Origin of the sequence: Pseudomonas sp. A014 (assembly GCF_052378495.1) — a bacterium.
Classification (GTDB): Bacteria; Pseudomonadota; Gammaproteobacteria; order Pseudomonadales; family Pseudomonadaceae; genus Aquipseudomonas; species Aquipseudomonas machongensis.
On the sequence record NZ_CP199001.1, the window covers coordinates 356,127 to 371,021 of the forward strand.

The 14,895-nt window shown below is 63.0% G+C and carries 12 protein-coding genes and 1 pseudogene; 9 read left to right on the forward strand and 4 right to left on the reverse strand.

The window, feature by feature from the left end; genetic code table 11:
- Positions 1–480: 480 nt before the first annotated feature.
- The gene (gbcA, locus tag ACTYOL_RS01715) at positions 481–1,773 is read right to left on the reverse strand and encodes a glycine-betaine demethylase subunit GbcA (RefSeq protein ID WP_054892142.1); all 1,293 of its coding nucleotides are present in this window, start codon (positions 1,771–1,773) and stop codon (positions 481–483) included.
- A gap of 296 nt (positions 1,774–2,069) precedes the next feature.
- Here gbcA and gbcB point away from each other — a divergent pair, with 296 nt between their 5' ends.
- Positions 2,070–3,170 (forward strand): glycine-betaine demethylase subunit GbcB, encoded by a 1,101-nt coding sequence (gene gbcB / locus ACTYOL_RS01720; RefSeq protein ID WP_054892143.1) that lies wholly within the window; start codon positions 2,070–2,072, stop codon positions 3,168–3,170.
- Positions 3,171–3,332: 162 nt separating this feature from the next.
- Here gbcB and ACTYOL_RS01725 read toward each other — a convergent pair whose 3' ends face one another.
- Positions 3,333–4,205, reverse strand: coding sequence for a methyl-accepting chemotaxis protein (locus ACTYOL_RS01725; protein WP_444758125.1), 873 nt, complete (start codon positions 4,203–4,205; stop codon positions 3,333–3,335).
- Positions 4,188–4,952: pseudogene (locus ACTYOL_RS01730) on the reverse strand (MCP four helix bundle domain-containing protein); the annotation flags it as partial. The gene ACTYOL_RS01725 and the pseudogene ACTYOL_RS01730, both read right to left, overlap by 18 nt.
- A 269-nt stretch (positions 4,953–5,221) precedes the next feature.
- Here ACTYOL_RS01730 and ACTYOL_RS01735 point away from each other — a divergent pair.
- Both ACTYOL_RS01735 and ACTYOL_RS01740 read left to right on the forward strand, forming a co-directional pair.
- Positions 5,222–5,452 (forward strand): hypothetical protein, encoded by a 231-nt coding sequence (locus ACTYOL_RS01735; protein ID WP_054892145.1) that lies wholly within the window; start codon positions 5,222–5,224, stop codon positions 5,450–5,452.
- Positions 5,449–5,751: a cell division protein ZapA gene (locus ACTYOL_RS01740; protein WP_054892146.1), complete on the forward strand. Its 303-nt coding sequence runs from the start codon at positions 5,449–5,451 to the stop codon at positions 5,749–5,751. Before ACTYOL_RS01735 ends, ACTYOL_RS01740 begins: the two co-directional genes overlap by 4 nt.
- A gap of 98 nt (positions 5,752–5,849) precedes the next feature.
- Here the strand turns inward: ACTYOL_RS01740 and ACTYOL_RS01745 are convergent, their stop codons facing one another.
- Positions 5,850–6,890 carry a threonine aldolase family protein gene (locus ACTYOL_RS01745; protein ID WP_444757455.1) on the reverse strand — a complete coding sequence of 347 codons (1,041 nt, stop codon included), beginning with the start codon at positions 6,888–6,890 and terminating at the stop codon, positions 5,850–5,852.
- Positions 6,891–7,160: 270 nt separating this feature from the next.
- On the opposite strand from ACTYOL_RS01745, the gene ACTYOL_RS01750 reads away from it, so the two are divergent.
- The 6 genes from ACTYOL_RS01750 to purU all read left to right on the forward strand — a co-directional run bounded on the left by ACTYOL_RS01750 (position 7,161) and on the right by purU (position 14,699).
- Entirely contained in the window at positions 7,161–8,414 is a 1,254-nt protein-coding gene (locus ACTYOL_RS01750) for a serine hydroxymethyltransferase (protein ID WP_054892148.1), read from the forward strand.
- A 15-nt stretch (positions 8,415–8,429) separates the two neighbouring features.
- On the forward strand, positions 8,430–9,680 hold the full coding sequence (locus ACTYOL_RS01755) for a sarcosine oxidase subunit beta family protein (RefSeq protein WP_054892149.1): 1,251 nt from the start codon (positions 8,430–8,432) through the stop codon (positions 9,678–9,680).
- A 16-nt stretch (positions 9,681–9,696) separates the two neighbouring features.
- Positions 9,697–10,032: a sarcosine oxidase subunit delta gene (locus ACTYOL_RS01760; protein WP_054892150.1), complete on the forward strand. Its 336-nt coding sequence runs from the start codon at positions 9,697–9,699 to the stop codon at positions 10,030–10,032.
- Positions 10,029–13,046: a sarcosine oxidase subunit alpha gene (locus tag ACTYOL_RS01765; RefSeq protein ID WP_054892151.1), complete on the forward strand. Its 3,018-nt coding sequence runs from the start codon at positions 10,029–10,031 to the stop codon at positions 13,044–13,046. The genes ACTYOL_RS01760 and ACTYOL_RS01765 overlap by 4 nt, the downstream gene beginning before the upstream one ends.
- Before the next feature lie 150 nt (positions 13,047–13,196).
- On the forward strand, positions 13,197–13,829 hold the full coding sequence (locus ACTYOL_RS01770) for a sarcosine oxidase subunit gamma (RefSeq protein WP_054892152.1): 633 nt from the start codon (positions 13,197–13,199) through the stop codon (positions 13,827–13,829).
- Between the two features lie 12 nt (positions 13,830–13,841).
- Entirely contained in the window at positions 13,842–14,699 is an 858-nt protein-coding gene (purU, locus tag ACTYOL_RS01775; RefSeq protein WP_197889773.1) for a formyltetrahydrofolate deformylase, read from the forward strand.
- Positions 14,700–14,895 lie beyond the last annotated feature (196 nt).

Here is a 14,895-nt window from a genome sequence, read left to right on the forward strand (position 1 = left end):
CATACAGCGCGCTTCGTGAATCGCCCGTGGCAATCACGGGTCATTCCCATGATGTTTCCCACAATCACTGTTGGCGGCTCTGTGGATAATATGTTGGGCAACCGCTAGATGCCCTGATTTCATTGGCCTGCAAGGTAATGATCAATAATTGATCAAAACCTCGATGATCGCTCTCAAGATCATGATTGATAAGGCTCCTAAGCCATTATCCACAGCACTTTTCCAACAGATCCGCATGTGCCCACAAAATCTGTTGGCGTATCTGTGGACAAGGTGTTCGATATTGCCTGCAGGCCTTTGAATCTAAGGCTTGTAAAGATTTGATCAATTAATGATCAATCGGCTTTCTGCAGGTGCTCGAGACCTGTCCACAAAACATCTGAACAAATCTGTGGATAACATGTTCAGTTCCTCTGGATTGCAATGTAAAACGCCACGGCCGATCACTCGGCCGTGGCGTTTATCACCCTCCGTGAAGGCTTACTGAACCTTGACTTCCTTCAGGTATGGCGCGGGCTCTGCACCCAGGTTGGCCAGGACGCGGTTGCTGTACCAGTCGATGAAGTTGACCACACCGAACTCGTAGGTCTTGGAGTACGGGCCCGGCTGGTAGGCGGTGGAGTTGATCCCGCGCTGGTTCTCTTCGGCCAGGCGGCGATCCTGGTCGTTGGTGGCATCCCACACCTTGCGCATCTGCTCGGGATCGTAATCGACGCCCTCGACGGCATCCTTGTGCACCAGCCACTTGGTGGTGACCATGGTTTCCTGGGCGCTGATCGGCCACACCGTGAAGACGATCATGTGGTCGCCCATGCAGTGGTTCCAGGAGTGCGGCAGGTGCAGGATGCGCATCGAACCCAGGTCGGGGTTCTTGATGCGGCCCATGAGCTTCTTGCACGCCTGCTTGCCGTCCATGGTCATCGATACGGTGCCCTTGAGCAGCGGCATGCGCACGATGCGGTTACGCAGGCCATGGCTTTTGTGCAGGTATGGAATCTTCTCGGCTTCCCAGGCAGCGGCGGACGCGGCGACGTGGTCCTTGAACGCCTGGTCGGCGCGCGGATCGTTGGTGTCGTCCCACTCCAGCAGGGTCTTGAGCAATTCGGGGTGCGAACCGTTGCAGTGGTAGCACTCGCGGTTGTTTTCCAGGACCAGCTTCCAGTTGGCCTTTTCCATCAAGGTGGTCTGCACGGCCACCTTGGCGTTCTCCATGTCGTACGGTTCCATGTAGTGGTCGAGCGTGGCGAGGAACTCGTCGATGGCCGGCGGATTTTCCGCCAGGCTGATGAAGATGTAGCCGCCAGCGGTCTTCACGTTGATCGGCTTGAGGCCGTACTGATTCATGTCGAAGTCGGCGCCCATCTCGGTGCCGGCGAACAGCAGGCGGCCGTCGAGCTCGTAGGTCCACTGGTGGTATGGGCAGACCAGCTTGGCCACCTTGCCCTTGTCGCTGACGCACAGGCGCGAACCGCGGTGGCGGCAGACGTTGTGGAAGGCGTGGACCTTGCCTTCGGTGCCGCGAATCACGATCACCGGGTTCTTGCCGATCTGCAGGGTCAGGTAGTTGCCTTTCGCCGGAATCTCGCAGGTCATTCCCGCGATCAGCCACTCCTTGTGGAAGATCTCCTGCATGTCGATCTGGAACAGGCGCTCGTCGCAGTAGAACGGCTGCGGCAGCGAGTAGGTCCGCTCGCGGGTCTGCAGCATCTCGGCGGTGGCCTTGCGTGCAGGTTCCAGTGGATCGCCCAGGCTCAGGGTTGCGGTGACGTCCATCGTTATATCCTCAAGGCCGTTGTCGGCCGGCGAAAGGTGGCTAATCGTTGTTGTGGTTGGCGCAAGGCTGTCAGCGAAAGAACAGCGGTTCTATTTGCCGAGGAGTGTGCGTTCGCGCCGTTCGCGAACCATATCCATGGGCGACATGGCCGAATCGAATTCCGACGCGCCAGCCCTTGTACCTCGGGGCTGGTCGCGATAAGCACGCCGATGTCGCGGATGGGAATGTGCGACGTCTCGGCGTTGCGCATTATCGCAGCCATAAGAAGGCCGATAGTCGGCTGCTGGAGAAGAACATGTCCGAAACCTTCCTCAATCCGGTCACCACCCAGACCTGGGCCAACGGCCGCCACATCGTGCGCTGCGTCAAGGTCATCCAGGAGACCTGGGACGTGCGCACCTTCTGCTTCATGGCCGACCAGCCAATCATGTTCTTCTTCAAGCCGGGCCAGTTCGTGACGCTGGAGCTGGAGATCGAAGGCAAGCCGGTGATGCGTTCCTACACCATCTCCAGCTCGCCTTCAGTCCCCTACAGCTTCTCGATCACGGTCAAGCGCGTGCCTGGCGGGCTGGTGTCGAACTTCCTCCACGACACCATGCACGAGGGCGCAGAGCTTCCCGTACACGGCCCGGTCGGTTTGTTCAACGCCATCGACTTCCCGGCCGCGAAGGCGCTGTACCTTTCCGGCGGCGTCGGCATCACCCCGGTGATGTCCATGGCGCGCTGGTTCTACGACACCAACGCCAACGTCGACATGGTGTTCGTGCACAGCGCCCGCTCACCCAAGGACATCATCTATCACCGCGAGCTGGAACACATGGCCTCGCGCATTCCCAACTTCAGCCTGCACATCATTTGCGAGAAGCACGGCCTGGGCGAGCCCTGGGCGGGCTATCGCGGTTACCTGAACCAACGGCTGATGGAGCTTATCGCGCCGGACTATCTCGAGCGGGTGATCTTCTGCTGTGGCCCGACGCCCTACATGAACGCGGTCAAGCGCATGCTCGAAGCGGTCGGCTTCGACATGAAGAACTACCACGAGGAATCGTTCGGTGCGACGCCGGCCGAGGCCAAGGCCGATGCGGTCGAGCACGCCGAAGCGGCCGCCGAGGCGCCGGAAGTGGATGTGGCCGACCTCAACCTGGTGGAGTTCGTCGGCAGCGAGAAGAGCATCCGCATCGCCCCGGGCGAGACGGTGCACGCGGCGGCGGCGAAGGTCGGGCTGATGATCCCCAAGGCTTGCGGCATGGGCATCTGCGGCACCTGCAAGGTGCTCAAGCTCGGCGGTGAGGTGGAGATGGACCACAACGGCGGGATCACCGAGGAAGACGAAGCCGAAGGGTACATCCTGTCATGCTGCAGCGTGCCCAAGGGTGATGTGAGGATCGAGTATTGATCCGTTGCACCGTACCTGTCGGTGCGGCGAACCGCTGCTGCCTGGCACGGGCTACGCCCGTGTTCGCGGGACAAGTCGGGGCGCCGAACCGCCGCTCCCACAGGGGATTGGGCTGGCCTTCAGGTTTTGAACAAGACAGTTGCTGCTGCAGGATTTGCGTGTTCAGGTCCTGAACCGCGCCACCAACCCGTTCAGATCCACCGCCAGACGTGACAGCTCGGCGCTGGCCATGCTGGTCTGATGTGCGCCGGTCGCGCTCTGCACCGACAGGTCATTGATGTTCACCAGGTTGCGGTCCACCTCGCGGGCCACCTGGGCCTGCTCCTCGGCGGCGCTGGCGATCACCAGGTTGCGCTCGTTGATCTGCGCCACGGCGCTGGTGATGGTGTCCAATGCAAGGCCAGCGCCGCGAGCGATGTTCAGGGTCGATTCGGCTCGATCGGTACTGGTGCGCATCGATTCCACCGCATGCTCGGTGCCGCCCTGGATGCTGCCGATCATCCGCTCGATCTCGCTGGTCGACTGCTGGGTGCGGTGGGCCAATGCCCGCACCTCGTCGGCTACCACCGCGAAGCCCCGTCCAGCTTCACCGGCACGTGCCGCTTCGATGGCGGCGTTGAGTGCCAGCAGGTTGGTCTGGTCGGCCAGGCCGCGGATCACGTCCAGCACCTTGCCGATATCGCGGGACTGCCCGGCCAGGTCCTCGATCAGCCTGGCGGTGGTCTGCACGTCGCTGCTCATGCGCTCGATGGCGCCGACCGTCTCGATCACCAGGTCGCGGCCATCGCCAGCGGAGCGGCTGGCTTCACCCGAGGCCTCCGAGGTGCTGACGGCATTGCGTGCGACCTCTTCGACAGCGCTGGTCATCTCGGTAACCGCAGTCGCTGCCTGCTGGATCTCGTTGTTCTGCTGGGCAAGGCCGCGCGCGCTTTCGTCGGTGACGCTGTTGAGCTCCTCGGCGGCCGAGGCGAGCTGGGTGGCAGAGCCTGCGATCAGTTGCAGGGTGTCGCGCAGCTTGGTCTGCATCTTGGCCATGGCCTGCAGCAGACGAGCGGCTTCGTCGGTGCCGTCGGTGGTGACGTGTTGGGTGAGGTCGCCTTCGGCGATCTGCTCGGCGGCGCGCAGGGCGTCGTCGATCGGACGCACGATACTGCGAGTCAGGATCAGGGCGAACAGCAGTGTGAGCACCGTGGCAGCGACCAGCAAGCCGATCACCAGCATGAAGGCACTGTCGTACTGGCGTGCGGCTTCCTCGTTGGTCTTGCGCGTCTGCGCGGTGTTGATCTGCAGCAGGTGTTCCATGGCCTTGTTGATCTGGTCCGAGTTGGCCAGCAGGTCGCGGTTGAGCATCTCGCGCATAGGGTCGAGCTGGCCGGCCTGGCTCAGGCTGCGCATGCGCGCTTCGAGCTGGCGGTACTGTGTCAGCAACTGGCCGAACTGGTCGAATGCGGCCTGTTCCTCAGGCTCGGCGATCAGTGGCGCGTAGGCGCTGCGGGCCTTGTCGATCTGGGCGTTGCGTTCGTCCATCAGGCGAATGGTATCGGCCTGGGATTCCCGGTTGACCAGCAGGCGATAGGACAGGGTGCGCAGACGCAGGTTGAGCGCGGTCATTTCGTCCAGCAGCTTGATACTCGGGACATTGACCTGCTCGATGATGATGCCCGCCTGCCGGATGTTGCCCATCTGGATGAGTGAAAAAATACCCAGGCTAAGCATCAGCACACCGATCAGGGAAAAGCCGAGCAGGGCGCGTGGGGCGATATTCAGATTGCGTAGGGACATGACGTCGAGATCCGGAGGGAAGGCTCGCGTCCATGCGAAGGAATTTGACCTACCTGCCTATCGGTCGGGACGCACGAGTCTTTAGGCAACGGGGGGCTAAACGAGGATTTACACTCGCTCTTCCTGACAGGCGGTTGACCCAGGCCGGAACAAGGTGCCCGCAAGCCTGTCAATCTGCCGGAACACACCCTTCCTTACCTGATTTTTAATGGCGGGGGCGCGAGCTTTTCTTTATCGTGTGCGCCCTTTGCAACAACCGAGATAGACGCATGTTGGAAGCATCCCTGAATCAACTGGAGCAACTGGTCGGCGACCTGATGCACAAGAACGCGCAACTGACCGAGCAGAACCAGAAGCTCGACCAGGAACTGGCCCAGGCCAAGGAAGAGAACGAGACCCTGCAGCTGTCGCTGATGGAGCAGGAAGAGAAGCACGGCGCTACCGCCGCACGTATCCAGGCGCTGGTCGAGCGTGCCAGTGCAGGTGTCGTAGGCGCATGAGACTGCAAGCGCAGCCGATCAATGTGGTGAACATTCTCGGCACCGACTACTCGCTGAAGGCGCCCGAGGGCCAGGAAGAGACGCTCTCGCAGGCCGTGCGCATGCTCAACGTCGCTCTGGCCGAGACCAAGCGCAACTACCCCACATTGATCGGCGACAAGTTGCTGGTGCTGGCAGCTTTGAACCTGTGCTCCAAGCAGATCGAACTGCAGCGCGAGCACGCGCAGACGCTGGAGCGCACCCAGGCGAAGGTGGATGCTGCGGTGGACGCTATCGCCCGGACCATTGGCGAGGCCTGAACCAGGCTCTAGGCAGGACGACTGTCCTGCTGATGATCTTGAGCTGACGCGTTCTGCGTGGGAGCGGAAAAGCCCGCTCCCGCCGCGAGCCCTCTTGCTCAGCCGCCGATGATCGCGCGGATATCCGCCGCCAGCTCTCGCACGCGTGCTTCCTGGGTATCCCATGAGCACATGAAGCGTGCGCCGCCGCTGCCAATGAAGGTATAGAAGCGCCAGCCCTTGTTACGCAGGGCCTCGATGGCGAACTCCGGCAGTTGCAGGAACACCCCGTTGGCTTCCACCGGGAACATCAGTTCGACACCCGGCAGATCACGGACCAGCGAAGCCAGTAATTGCGCGCAATGGTTGGCATGTTGTGCGTGACGCAACCAGGCGCCGTCTTCCAGCAGCCCGACCCAGGGCGCCGACAAAAAGCGCATCTTCGAGGCCAGTTGCCCGGCCTGCTTGCAGCGATAGTCGAAGTCTTCGGCCAGTTCGCGGTTGAAGAACAGGATCGCCTCGCCCACCGCCATGCCGTTCTTGGTGCCCCCGAAGCACAGTACATCGACGCCCGCCTTCCAGGTCAGCTCCGCCGGCGAACAGCCGAGGAACGCACTGGCGTTGGAGAAGCGTGCGCCGTCCATGTGCAGGTTCAGGCCCAGTTCCTTGCAGGTGGCGCTGATCGCCTTGAGCTCGTCGGGGCGATACACGCTGCCGACTTCGGTGGCCTGGGTGATGGTGACCACGCGCGGCTTCGGATAGTGGATGTCCTGGCGTTTGAGCGCGACCTCGCGGATCGAGTCCGGGGTCAGCTTGCCGTTGACGCTGCGTGCGGTCAGCAGCTTGGAGCCGTTGGAAAAGAACTCAGGCGCGCCGCATTCGTCGGTTTCGACGTGGGCGGTCTCGGAGCAGATCACGCTGTGGTAGCTCTGGCACAGCGAGGCCAGGGCCAGGGAGTTGGCGGCCGTGCCGTTGAAGGCGAAGAACACCTCGCAGTCGGTCTCGAACAGCTTGCGGAAGTATTCCGAGGCGCGTTCGGTCCACTGATCGTCGCCGTAGGCGCGCTCATGGCCCTGGTTGGCCTTTTCCATCGCCGCCCAGGCTTCGGGGCAGATGCCGGAATAGTTGTCGCTGGCGAATTGTTGGTTGTTATCGGTCATGACGCCTGTCCTTTTTACGACGCAAGGCAGCACTCTAAACCATCGATTCAGCAGTTGCCTATACAAGCCGGGTGTGGGGTGTCCGTGCCGGCCTCTTCGCGGACAAGCCCGCTCCTGCAGGGGCGCCACGGCACCTGCACCACAATGTCGTAAACGCGCCATTGCAAGGCGCGCGCAGGCATCTGTGCCCTCCGGCCCAGTCATACCATCGCTGCAAAGGGTGAGAAGACCCTCATCAGACAAGAAGCGATCGCTGCCGGGAGAAACACGATGTTCAGCAAGCAAGACCAGATCCAGGGTTACGACGATGCACTGCTGGCGGCGATGAATGCCGAGGAACAGCGCCAGGAAGATCACATCGAGCTGATCGCCTCGGAGAACTACACCAGCAAGCGCGTGATGCAGGCCCAGGGCAGCGGCCTGACCAACAAGTACGCCGAAGGCTATCCGGGCAAGCGCTACTACGGTGGTTGCGAGCACGTCGACAAGGTCGAGGCACTGGCCATCGAGCGCGCCAAGCAGCTGTTCGGCGCTGATTACGCCAACGTCCAGCCGCACTCCGGCTCCTCGGCCAACAGTGCGGTCTACCTCGCCCTGCTGCAGGCCGGTGACACCATCCTGGGCATGAGCCTGGCCCACGGCGGCCACCTCACCCACGGCGCCAAGGTGTCGTCCTCGGGTAAGCTTTACAACGCCGTTCAATACGGAATCGACACCAATACCGGCCTGATCGACTACGACGAAGTCGAGCGCCTCGCCGTCGAGCACAAGCCGAAGATGATCGTCGCAGGTTTCTCGGCCTACTCGAAAACCCTCGATTTCCCACGCTTCCGCCAGATCGCCGATAAAGTCGGTGCGCTGCTGTTCGTCGACATGGCCCACGTTGCCGGCCTGGTCGCTGCGGGCCTGTACCCGAATCCGATTCCTTTCGCCGACGTGGTTACCACCACCACCCACAAGACCCTGCGCGGCCCGCGTGGCGGCCTGATCCTGGCCAAGTCCAACGAAGAGATCGAGAAGAAGCTCAACGCCGCCGTGTTCCCCGGCGCCCAGGGCGGCCCGCTGATGCACGTGATCGCCGCCAAGGCGGTGTGCTTCAAGGAGGCGCTGGAGCCCGAGTTCAAGAGCTACCAGAAGCAGGTCATCGAGAATGCCCAGGCCATGGCCCAGGTGTTCATCGAGCGTGGCTACGACGTGGTCTCCGGCGGCACCGACAACCACCTGTTCCTGGTCAGCCTGATTCGCCAGGGCCTGACCGGCAAGGATGCTGACGCCGCCCTCGGCCGCGCCCACATCACCGTCAACAAGAACGCTGTGCCCAACGACCCGCAGTCGCCGTTCGTCACCTCGGGCCTGCGCATCGGCACCCCGGCCGTCACCACCCGCGGCTTCAAGGTTGCCCAGTGCGTGGCGCTGGCTGGCTGGATCTGCGATGTGCTGGACAACCTGGGCGACGCTGACGTCGAAGCCGATGTCGCCAAGAACGTCGCCGCCCTGTGCGCCGACTTCCCGGTCTACCGCTGAGTGGAGTAGAACACCATGCAACGCTATTCGGGCTTCGGCCTCCTCAAGCACTCCCTCAGCCACCACGAGAACTGGCAGCGCATGTGGCGCACGCCAACTCCCAAGAAGGTCTACGACGTGGTCATCGTTGGCGGCGGTGGTCATGGCCTGGCCACGGCCTACTACCTGGCCAAGGAACATGGCATTACCAACGTCGCGGTGGTCGAGAAGGGTTACCTGGGTGGTGGCAACACCGCGCGCAACACCACCATCGTGCGTTCCAACTACCTGTGGGATGAGTCCGCGCACCTCTACGAGCATGCCATGAAGCTGTGGGAGGGCCTGTCGCAGGACATCAACTACAACGTGATGTTCTCCCAGCGCGGCGTCTACAACCTGTGCCATACCCTGCAGGACATCCGTGATTCCGAGCGCCGGGTCAACGCCAACCGTCTCAATGGGGTCGATGGCGAGCTGATCCTCACCGACCAGGTCGCAGCCGAGATCCCGTACCTGGACTGCTCGAAGAACACCCGTTACCCCATTCTGGGCGCCACCGTGCAGCGTCGCGGCGGCGTAGCCCGTCACGATGCGGTCGCCTGGGGTTTCGCCCGGGCTGCCGATGCCCTGGGTGTGGACCTGATACAGCAGACCGAAGTCATTGGTTTCCGCAAGGAGAACGGTGCAGTGATCGGCGTGGAAACCAACAAGGGTTTCATCGGTGCCAAGCGCGTCGGCGTGGTCACCGCCGGTAACTCCGGGCACATGGCCAAGCTGGCTGGCTTCCGCCTGCCGCTGGAGTCGCACCCCTTGCAGGCACTGGTATCGGAGCCGATCAAGCCGATCATCGACTCGGTGATCATGTCCAACGCCGTGCACGGCTACATCAGCCAGTCCGACAAAGGCGACCTGGTGATCGGTGCCGGCATCGACGGCTGGGTCGGTTATGGCCAGCGTGGCTCGTACCCGATCATCGAACACACCCTGCAGGCGATCGTCGAGATGTTCCCGATCCTGTCGCGCGTGCGCATGAACCGTCAGTGGGGCGGCATCGTCGACACCACCCCGGATGCCTGCCCGATCATCTCCAAGACTCCGGTCAAGAACATGTTCTTCAACTGCGGTTGGGGCACGGGCGGCTTCAAGGCCACGCCAGGTTCGGGCAACGTCTTTGCGGCGAGCCTGGCCAAGGGCGAGATGCACCCGCTGGCCGCGCCTTTCTCCATCGACCGTTTCTACAACGGCGCGCTGATCGACGAACACGGCGCTGCTGCCGTCGCCCACTGACCCGGAGACAATCGTCATGTTGCAAATCTTCTGTCCCCACTGCGGCGAGCTGCGCTCCGAAGAAGAATTCCACGCTTCAGGCCAGGCGCACATCGCCCGCCCTCTGGACCCGAACGCCTGCTCCGACGAAGAGTGGGGTACCTACATGTTCTTCCGCGACAACCCGCGCGGTATCCACCATGAGCTGTGGGACCACGTCGCAGGTTGCCGCCAGTACTTCAACGTGACCCGCGACACGGTGACCTACGAGATTCTCGAAACCTACAAGATCGGTGAGAAACCTCAGGTGACCGCCGCATCCAGACAAAGCGCCGCACCGGCGACCGCCAAGGGCCAGGGAGAAAAAGTATGAGCCAGGTCTATCGCCTCGCCAGCGGCGGTCGCATCGACCGCAGCAAGGTGCTGAACTTTACCTTCAACGGCAAGACCTACCAGGGTTATGCCGGCGATACCCTGGCCGCCGCGCTGCTGGCCAACGGTGTCGAGATCGTCGGGCGCAGCTTCAAGTATTCGCGCCCACGCGGGATCATCGCCGCCGGTACTGAAGAGCCGAACGCCATCCTGCAGATCGGCTCCAGCGAAGCCACCCAGATCCCCAACGTGCGTGCCACCCAGCAGGCGTTGTATTCGGGCCTGGTGGCCAGCAGCACCAACGGCTGGCCGAACGTCAACAACGACGTCATGGGCATCATTGGCAAGGTCGGCGGCAACATGATGCCGCCGGGGTTCTACTACAAGACCTTCATGTATCCCAAGTCGTTCTGGATGACCTACGAGAAGTACATCCGCAAGGCGGCGGGCCTGGGCCGTGCACCGCTGCAGAACGACCCGGACAGCTACGACTACATGAACCAGCACTGCGACGTGCTGATCGTCGGCGCGGGCCCGGCAGGCCTGGCCGCCGCACTGGCGGCTGGCCGTAGCGGTGCGCGGGTGATCCTGGCCGACGAACAGGAAGAGTTCGGCGGCAGCCTGCTCGACAGCCGCGAGACCCTCGACGGCAAGCCGGCCGCCGACTGGGTGGCTGCGACTCTTGCCGAGCTGCAGGGGCTGGCGGAAGTCACCCTGCTGCCGCGTAGCACGGTCAACGGTTATCACGACCATAACTTCCTGACCATCCACGAGCGCCTCACCGACCACCTCGGCGATCGCGCGCCGATCGGCCAGGTACGCCAGCGCGTGCACCGTGTGCGGGCCAAGCGTGTGGTGCTGGCCACCGGCGCCCACGAGCGTCCGCTGGTGTACGGCAACAACGACCTGCCGGGCAACATGCTGGCCGGAGCGGTTTCCACCTATGTGCGCCGTTATGGCGTGGCGCCGGGCCGCAAGCTGGTGCTGTCGACCAACAACGACCATGCCTACCGCACCGCCCTGGACTGGCACGATGCCGGCCTGCAGGTGATCGCCATCGCCGATGCGCGCCACAACCCACGCGGTTCGTTGGTCGAGGAGGCGCGTGCCAAGGGCATCCGCATCCTCACCTCCAGTGCAGTGATCGAAGCCCGTGGCGGCAAGCACGTCACCGGTGCCCGTGTGGCGGCCATCGATGTGCCTGCGCACAAGGTCACCAGCCCTGGCGAATGGCTCGAATGCGACCTGGTGGCCACGTCCGGGGGCTACAGCCCGGTGGTGCACCTGGCTTCGCACCTGGGCGGACGCCCGGTCTGGCGTGACGATATCCTCGGCTTCGTGCCGGGCGACGCGCCGCAGAAGCGCGTGTGCGTCGGTGGCGTGAACGGCGTCTATGCGCTGGGCGACACCCTCGCCGATGGCTTCGAAGGGGGGGCTCGCGCCGCCACCGAGGCCGGCTTCAAGGCCAGCGTCGGCAGCCTGCCCAAGGCCCTGCAACGCAAGGAAGAGGCCACTGTGGCGCTGTTCCAGGTGCCGCACGACAAGGGCACTGCGCGCGCGCCGAAACAGTTCGTCGACCAGCAGAACGACGTCACTGCGGCCGCCATCGAGTTGGCCACCCGCGAAGGCTTCGAGTCGGTCGAGCACGTCAAGCGCTACACCGCGCTGGGCTTCGGTACCGACCAAGGCAAGCTGGGCAACATCAACGGCCTGGCCATCGCCGCCCGCTCGCTGGGTATCACCATTCCGGAAATGGGCACCACCATGTTCCGCCCCAACTACACGCCGGTCACGTTCGGCGCGGTGGCGGGCCGTCATTGTGGCCACCTGTTCGAGCCGGTGCGCTTCACCGCGCTGCACGCCTGGCACGTGAAGAACAACGCCGAGTTCGAGGATGTCGGCCAGTGGAAGCGCCCGTGGTACTTCCCCAAGCCTGGCGAAGACATTCACGCCGCCGTGGCTCGTGAGTGCAAGGCAGTGCGTGACAGCGTGGGCCTGCTCGATGCCTCCACGCTCGGCAAGATCGATATCCAGGGCCCGGATGCGCGCGAGTTCCTCAACCGCGTTTACACCAACGCCTGGACCAAGCTCGATGTGGGCAAGGCCCGTTACGGCCTGATGTGCAAGGAAGACGGCATGGTCTTCGACGACGGCGTGACCGCCTGCGTCGGCGACAACCACTTCATCATGACCACCACCACTGGCGGTGCCGCCCGTGTGCTGCAGTGGCTGGAGCTGTACCACCAGACCGAATGGCCGGAGCTGAAGGTGTATTTCACCTCGGTGACCGACCACTGGGCGACCATGACCCTGTCCGGCCCCAACAGCCGCAAGCTGCTGGAGCAGATCAGCGACATCGACCTGGACAAGGACGCCTTCCCGTTCATGAGTTGGAAGGAAGGCAACGTCGGTGGTGTACCGGCGCGGGTGTTCCGTATCTCGTTCACCGGCGAGCTGTCGTACGAGGTCAACGTCCAGGCCAACTACGCCATGGGCGTGCTGGAAAAGATCATCGAGGCGGGCAAGCAGTACAACCTCACGCCATACGGCACCGAGACCATGCACGTGCTGCGCGCCGAGAAGGGTTTCATCATCGTCGGCCAGGACACCGACGGCTCGATGACCCCGGACGACCTCAACATGAGCTGGTGCGTGGGCCGCAACAAGCCGTACTCGTGGATTGGCCTGCGCGGCATGAACCGCGAGGACACCACCCGCGAGAACCGCAAGCAACTGGTTGGCCTCAAGCCTGTCGACCCGAACGTGTGGCTGCCTGAAGGCGCCCAGCTGGTATTCGATCCCAAGCAGCCAATCCCGATGGACATGGTCGGTCACGTCACCTCCAGCTACAAGGCCAACTCCCTGGGCTATTCGTTTGCCATGGGCGTGGTCAAGGGTGGCCTCAAGCGCCTCGGCGAGCGGGTCTATTCGCCACAGGCCGATGGCAGCGTGATCGAGGCAGAGATCGTGTCTTCGGTGTTCTTCGATCCGAAGGGTGAGCGGCAGAACGTTTGAGGCCCAGCCAGTACTCCTGGTTGGAATGAGGTCCCTGTGGGAGCGGGCTCGCCCGCGAATGCGATGGTGCATTCACCGCACTCTTCGCGGGCAAGCCCGCTCCCACAGGGTCTCGGGTCGCGTCGCACAAGAATTCAAGGCAGGTAAGAAATGAGCGCTATCAACGTCTTCCAGCAGAACCCCGGCAGTGATGCCAAGGCCCAATCGCCGCTGCACCATGCAGACCTGGCCAGCCTGGTCGGAAAGGGCCGCAACAACGCAGGCGTGACCCTGCGCGAGAAGAAATTCCTCGGTCACCTGACCCTTCGTGGCGACGGCCATGACCCGCAGTTCGCCGGTGCCGTGCACAAGGCCCTGGGCCTGGAGCTGCCGGTGGCGCTGACGGTGGTCGCCAACAGTGAAATGTCGTTGCAGTGGGTGGGCCCCGACGAATGGCTGCTGATCGTCCCGGGCGGCCAGGAGTTCAGCGTCGAGCAGAAGCTGCGCGATGCCCTCGAAGGCCAGCACGTCCAGGTGGTCAATGTCAGTGGCGGGCAGACCCTGCTCGAGCTGCGCGGCCCGAACGTGCGCGACGTGCTGATGAAATCAACCAGCTATGATGTACACCCGAACAACTTCCCGGTCGGCAAGGCCGTGGGTACCGTGTTCGCCAAGTCGCAACTGGTGATCCGTCGCACTGCCGAAGACACCTGGGAGCTGGTGATCCGCCGCAGCTTCTCCGACTACTGGTGGCTGTGGCTGCAGGACGCATCGGCCGAGTACGGCCTGGCCATAGAGGCATAAGGAGCGCAGATCATGAGTCGGGCACCGGACACCTGGATTCTCACCGCCGACTGCCCGAGCATGCTCGGCACGGTCGATGTGGTCACGCGTCATCTCTTCGAGCAGCGCTGCTACGTCACCGAGCATCACTCCTTCGATGACCGACTGTCGGGGCGCTTCTTCATCCGTGTCGAATTCCGCGCACCCGAGGGTTTCGATGAAGATGCCTTCCGTGCCGGATTCGCCGAGCGCAGCGAAGCGTTTGGCATGGCCTTCGAGCTGACTGCACCCAATCACCGCCCCAAGGTGGTGATCATGGTGTCCAAGGCCGACCATTGCCTGAACGACCTGCTGTATCGCCAGCGCATCGGCCAACTGGGCATGGAGGTGGTCGCAGTGATCTCCAACCACCCCGACCTGGAGCCGCTGGCGCACTGGCACAAAATCCCCTACTACCACTTCGCGCTCGACCCGAACGACAAGCCGGGCCAGGAGCGCAAGGTGCTCAAGGTGATCGAGGAAACCGGCGCGGAACTGGTGATTCTCGCCCGCTACATGCAGGTGCTGTCGCCAGAGCTGTGTCGGCGCCTGGATGGCTGGGCGATCAACATCCACCACTCGCTGCTGCCGGGGTTCAAGGGTGCCAAGCCCTATCACCAGGCATACAACAAGGGTGTGAAGATGGTCGGCGCGACCGCGCACTACATCAACAACGACCTCGACGAAGGGCCGATCATTGCCCAGGGCGTCGAGGTGGTCGACCACAGTCACTATCCTGAAGATCTGATCGCCAAGGGGCGCGATATCGAATGCCTGACCCTGGCGCGGGCGGTGGGGTATCACATCGAGCGGCGGGTGTTCCTCAATGCCAACCGGACTGTGGTTCTCTGACGCCTGCCCTGGCCTCTTCGCGGGCAAGCCCGCTCCTACGGGGGATCGCGTGTCTGAGAACGGCACTGTGCCTGTAGGAGCGGGCTTGCCCGCGAATGGCATCACCGCTTTCGACCTGCCGTAAACAGACAACCCCCTGTCGCATCCAGTCACTGCGACATCCCCCATCAAGCCCACAATTCCCCTCATTCCAGTA

What these genes read in the sequence shown, in the direction of transcription:
- gbcB (WP_054892143.1), top strand. Translation starts at nt 2,070, where the DNA reads ATGTCCGAAACCTTCCTCAATCCGGTCACCACCCAGACCTGGGCCAAC.
- ACTYOL_RS01765 (WP_054892151.1), top strand. Translation starts at nt 10,029, where the DNA reads ATGAGCCAGGTCTATCGCCTCGCCAGCGGCGGTCGCATCGACCGCAGC.
- ACTYOL_RS01735 (WP_054892145.1), top strand. Translation starts at nt 5,222, where the DNA reads ATGTTGGAAGCATCCCTGAATCAACTGGAGCAACTGGTCGGCGACCTG.
- ACTYOL_RS01740 (WP_054892146.1), top strand. Translation starts at nt 5,449, where the DNA reads ATGAGACTGCAAGCGCAGCCGATCAATGTGGTGAACATTCTCGGCACC.
- ACTYOL_RS01755 (WP_054892149.1), top strand. Translation starts at nt 8,430, where the DNA reads ATGCAACGCTATTCGGGCTTCGGCCTCCTCAAGCACTCCCTCAGCCAC.
- ACTYOL_RS01745 (WP_444757455.1), bottom strand. Translation starts at nt 6,890, where the DNA reads ATGACCGATAACAACCAACAATTCGCCAGCGACAACTATTCCGGCATC.
- ACTYOL_RS01725 (WP_444758125.1), bottom strand. Translation starts at nt 4,205, where the DNA reads ATGGCCAAGATGCAGACCAAGCTGCGCGACACCCTGCAACTGATCGCA.
- ACTYOL_RS01770 (WP_054892152.1), top strand. Translation starts at nt 13,197, where the DNA reads ATGAGCGCTATCAACGTCTTCCAGCAGAACCCCGGCAGTGATGCCAAG.
- ACTYOL_RS01750 (WP_054892148.1), top strand. Translation starts at nt 7,161, where the DNA reads ATGTTCAGCAAGCAAGACCAGATCCAGGGTTACGACGATGCACTGCTG.
- gbcA (WP_054892142.1), bottom strand. Translation starts at nt 1,773, where the DNA reads ATGGACGTCACCGCAACCCTGAGCCTGGGCGATCCACTGGAACCTGCA.
- ACTYOL_RS01760 (WP_054892150.1), top strand. Translation starts at nt 9,697, where the DNA reads ATGTTGCAAATCTTCTGTCCCCACTGCGGCGAGCTGCGCTCCGAAGAA.
- purU (WP_197889773.1), top strand. Translation starts at nt 13,842, where the DNA reads ATGAGTCGGGCACCGGACACCTGGATTCTCACCGCCGACTGCCCGAGC.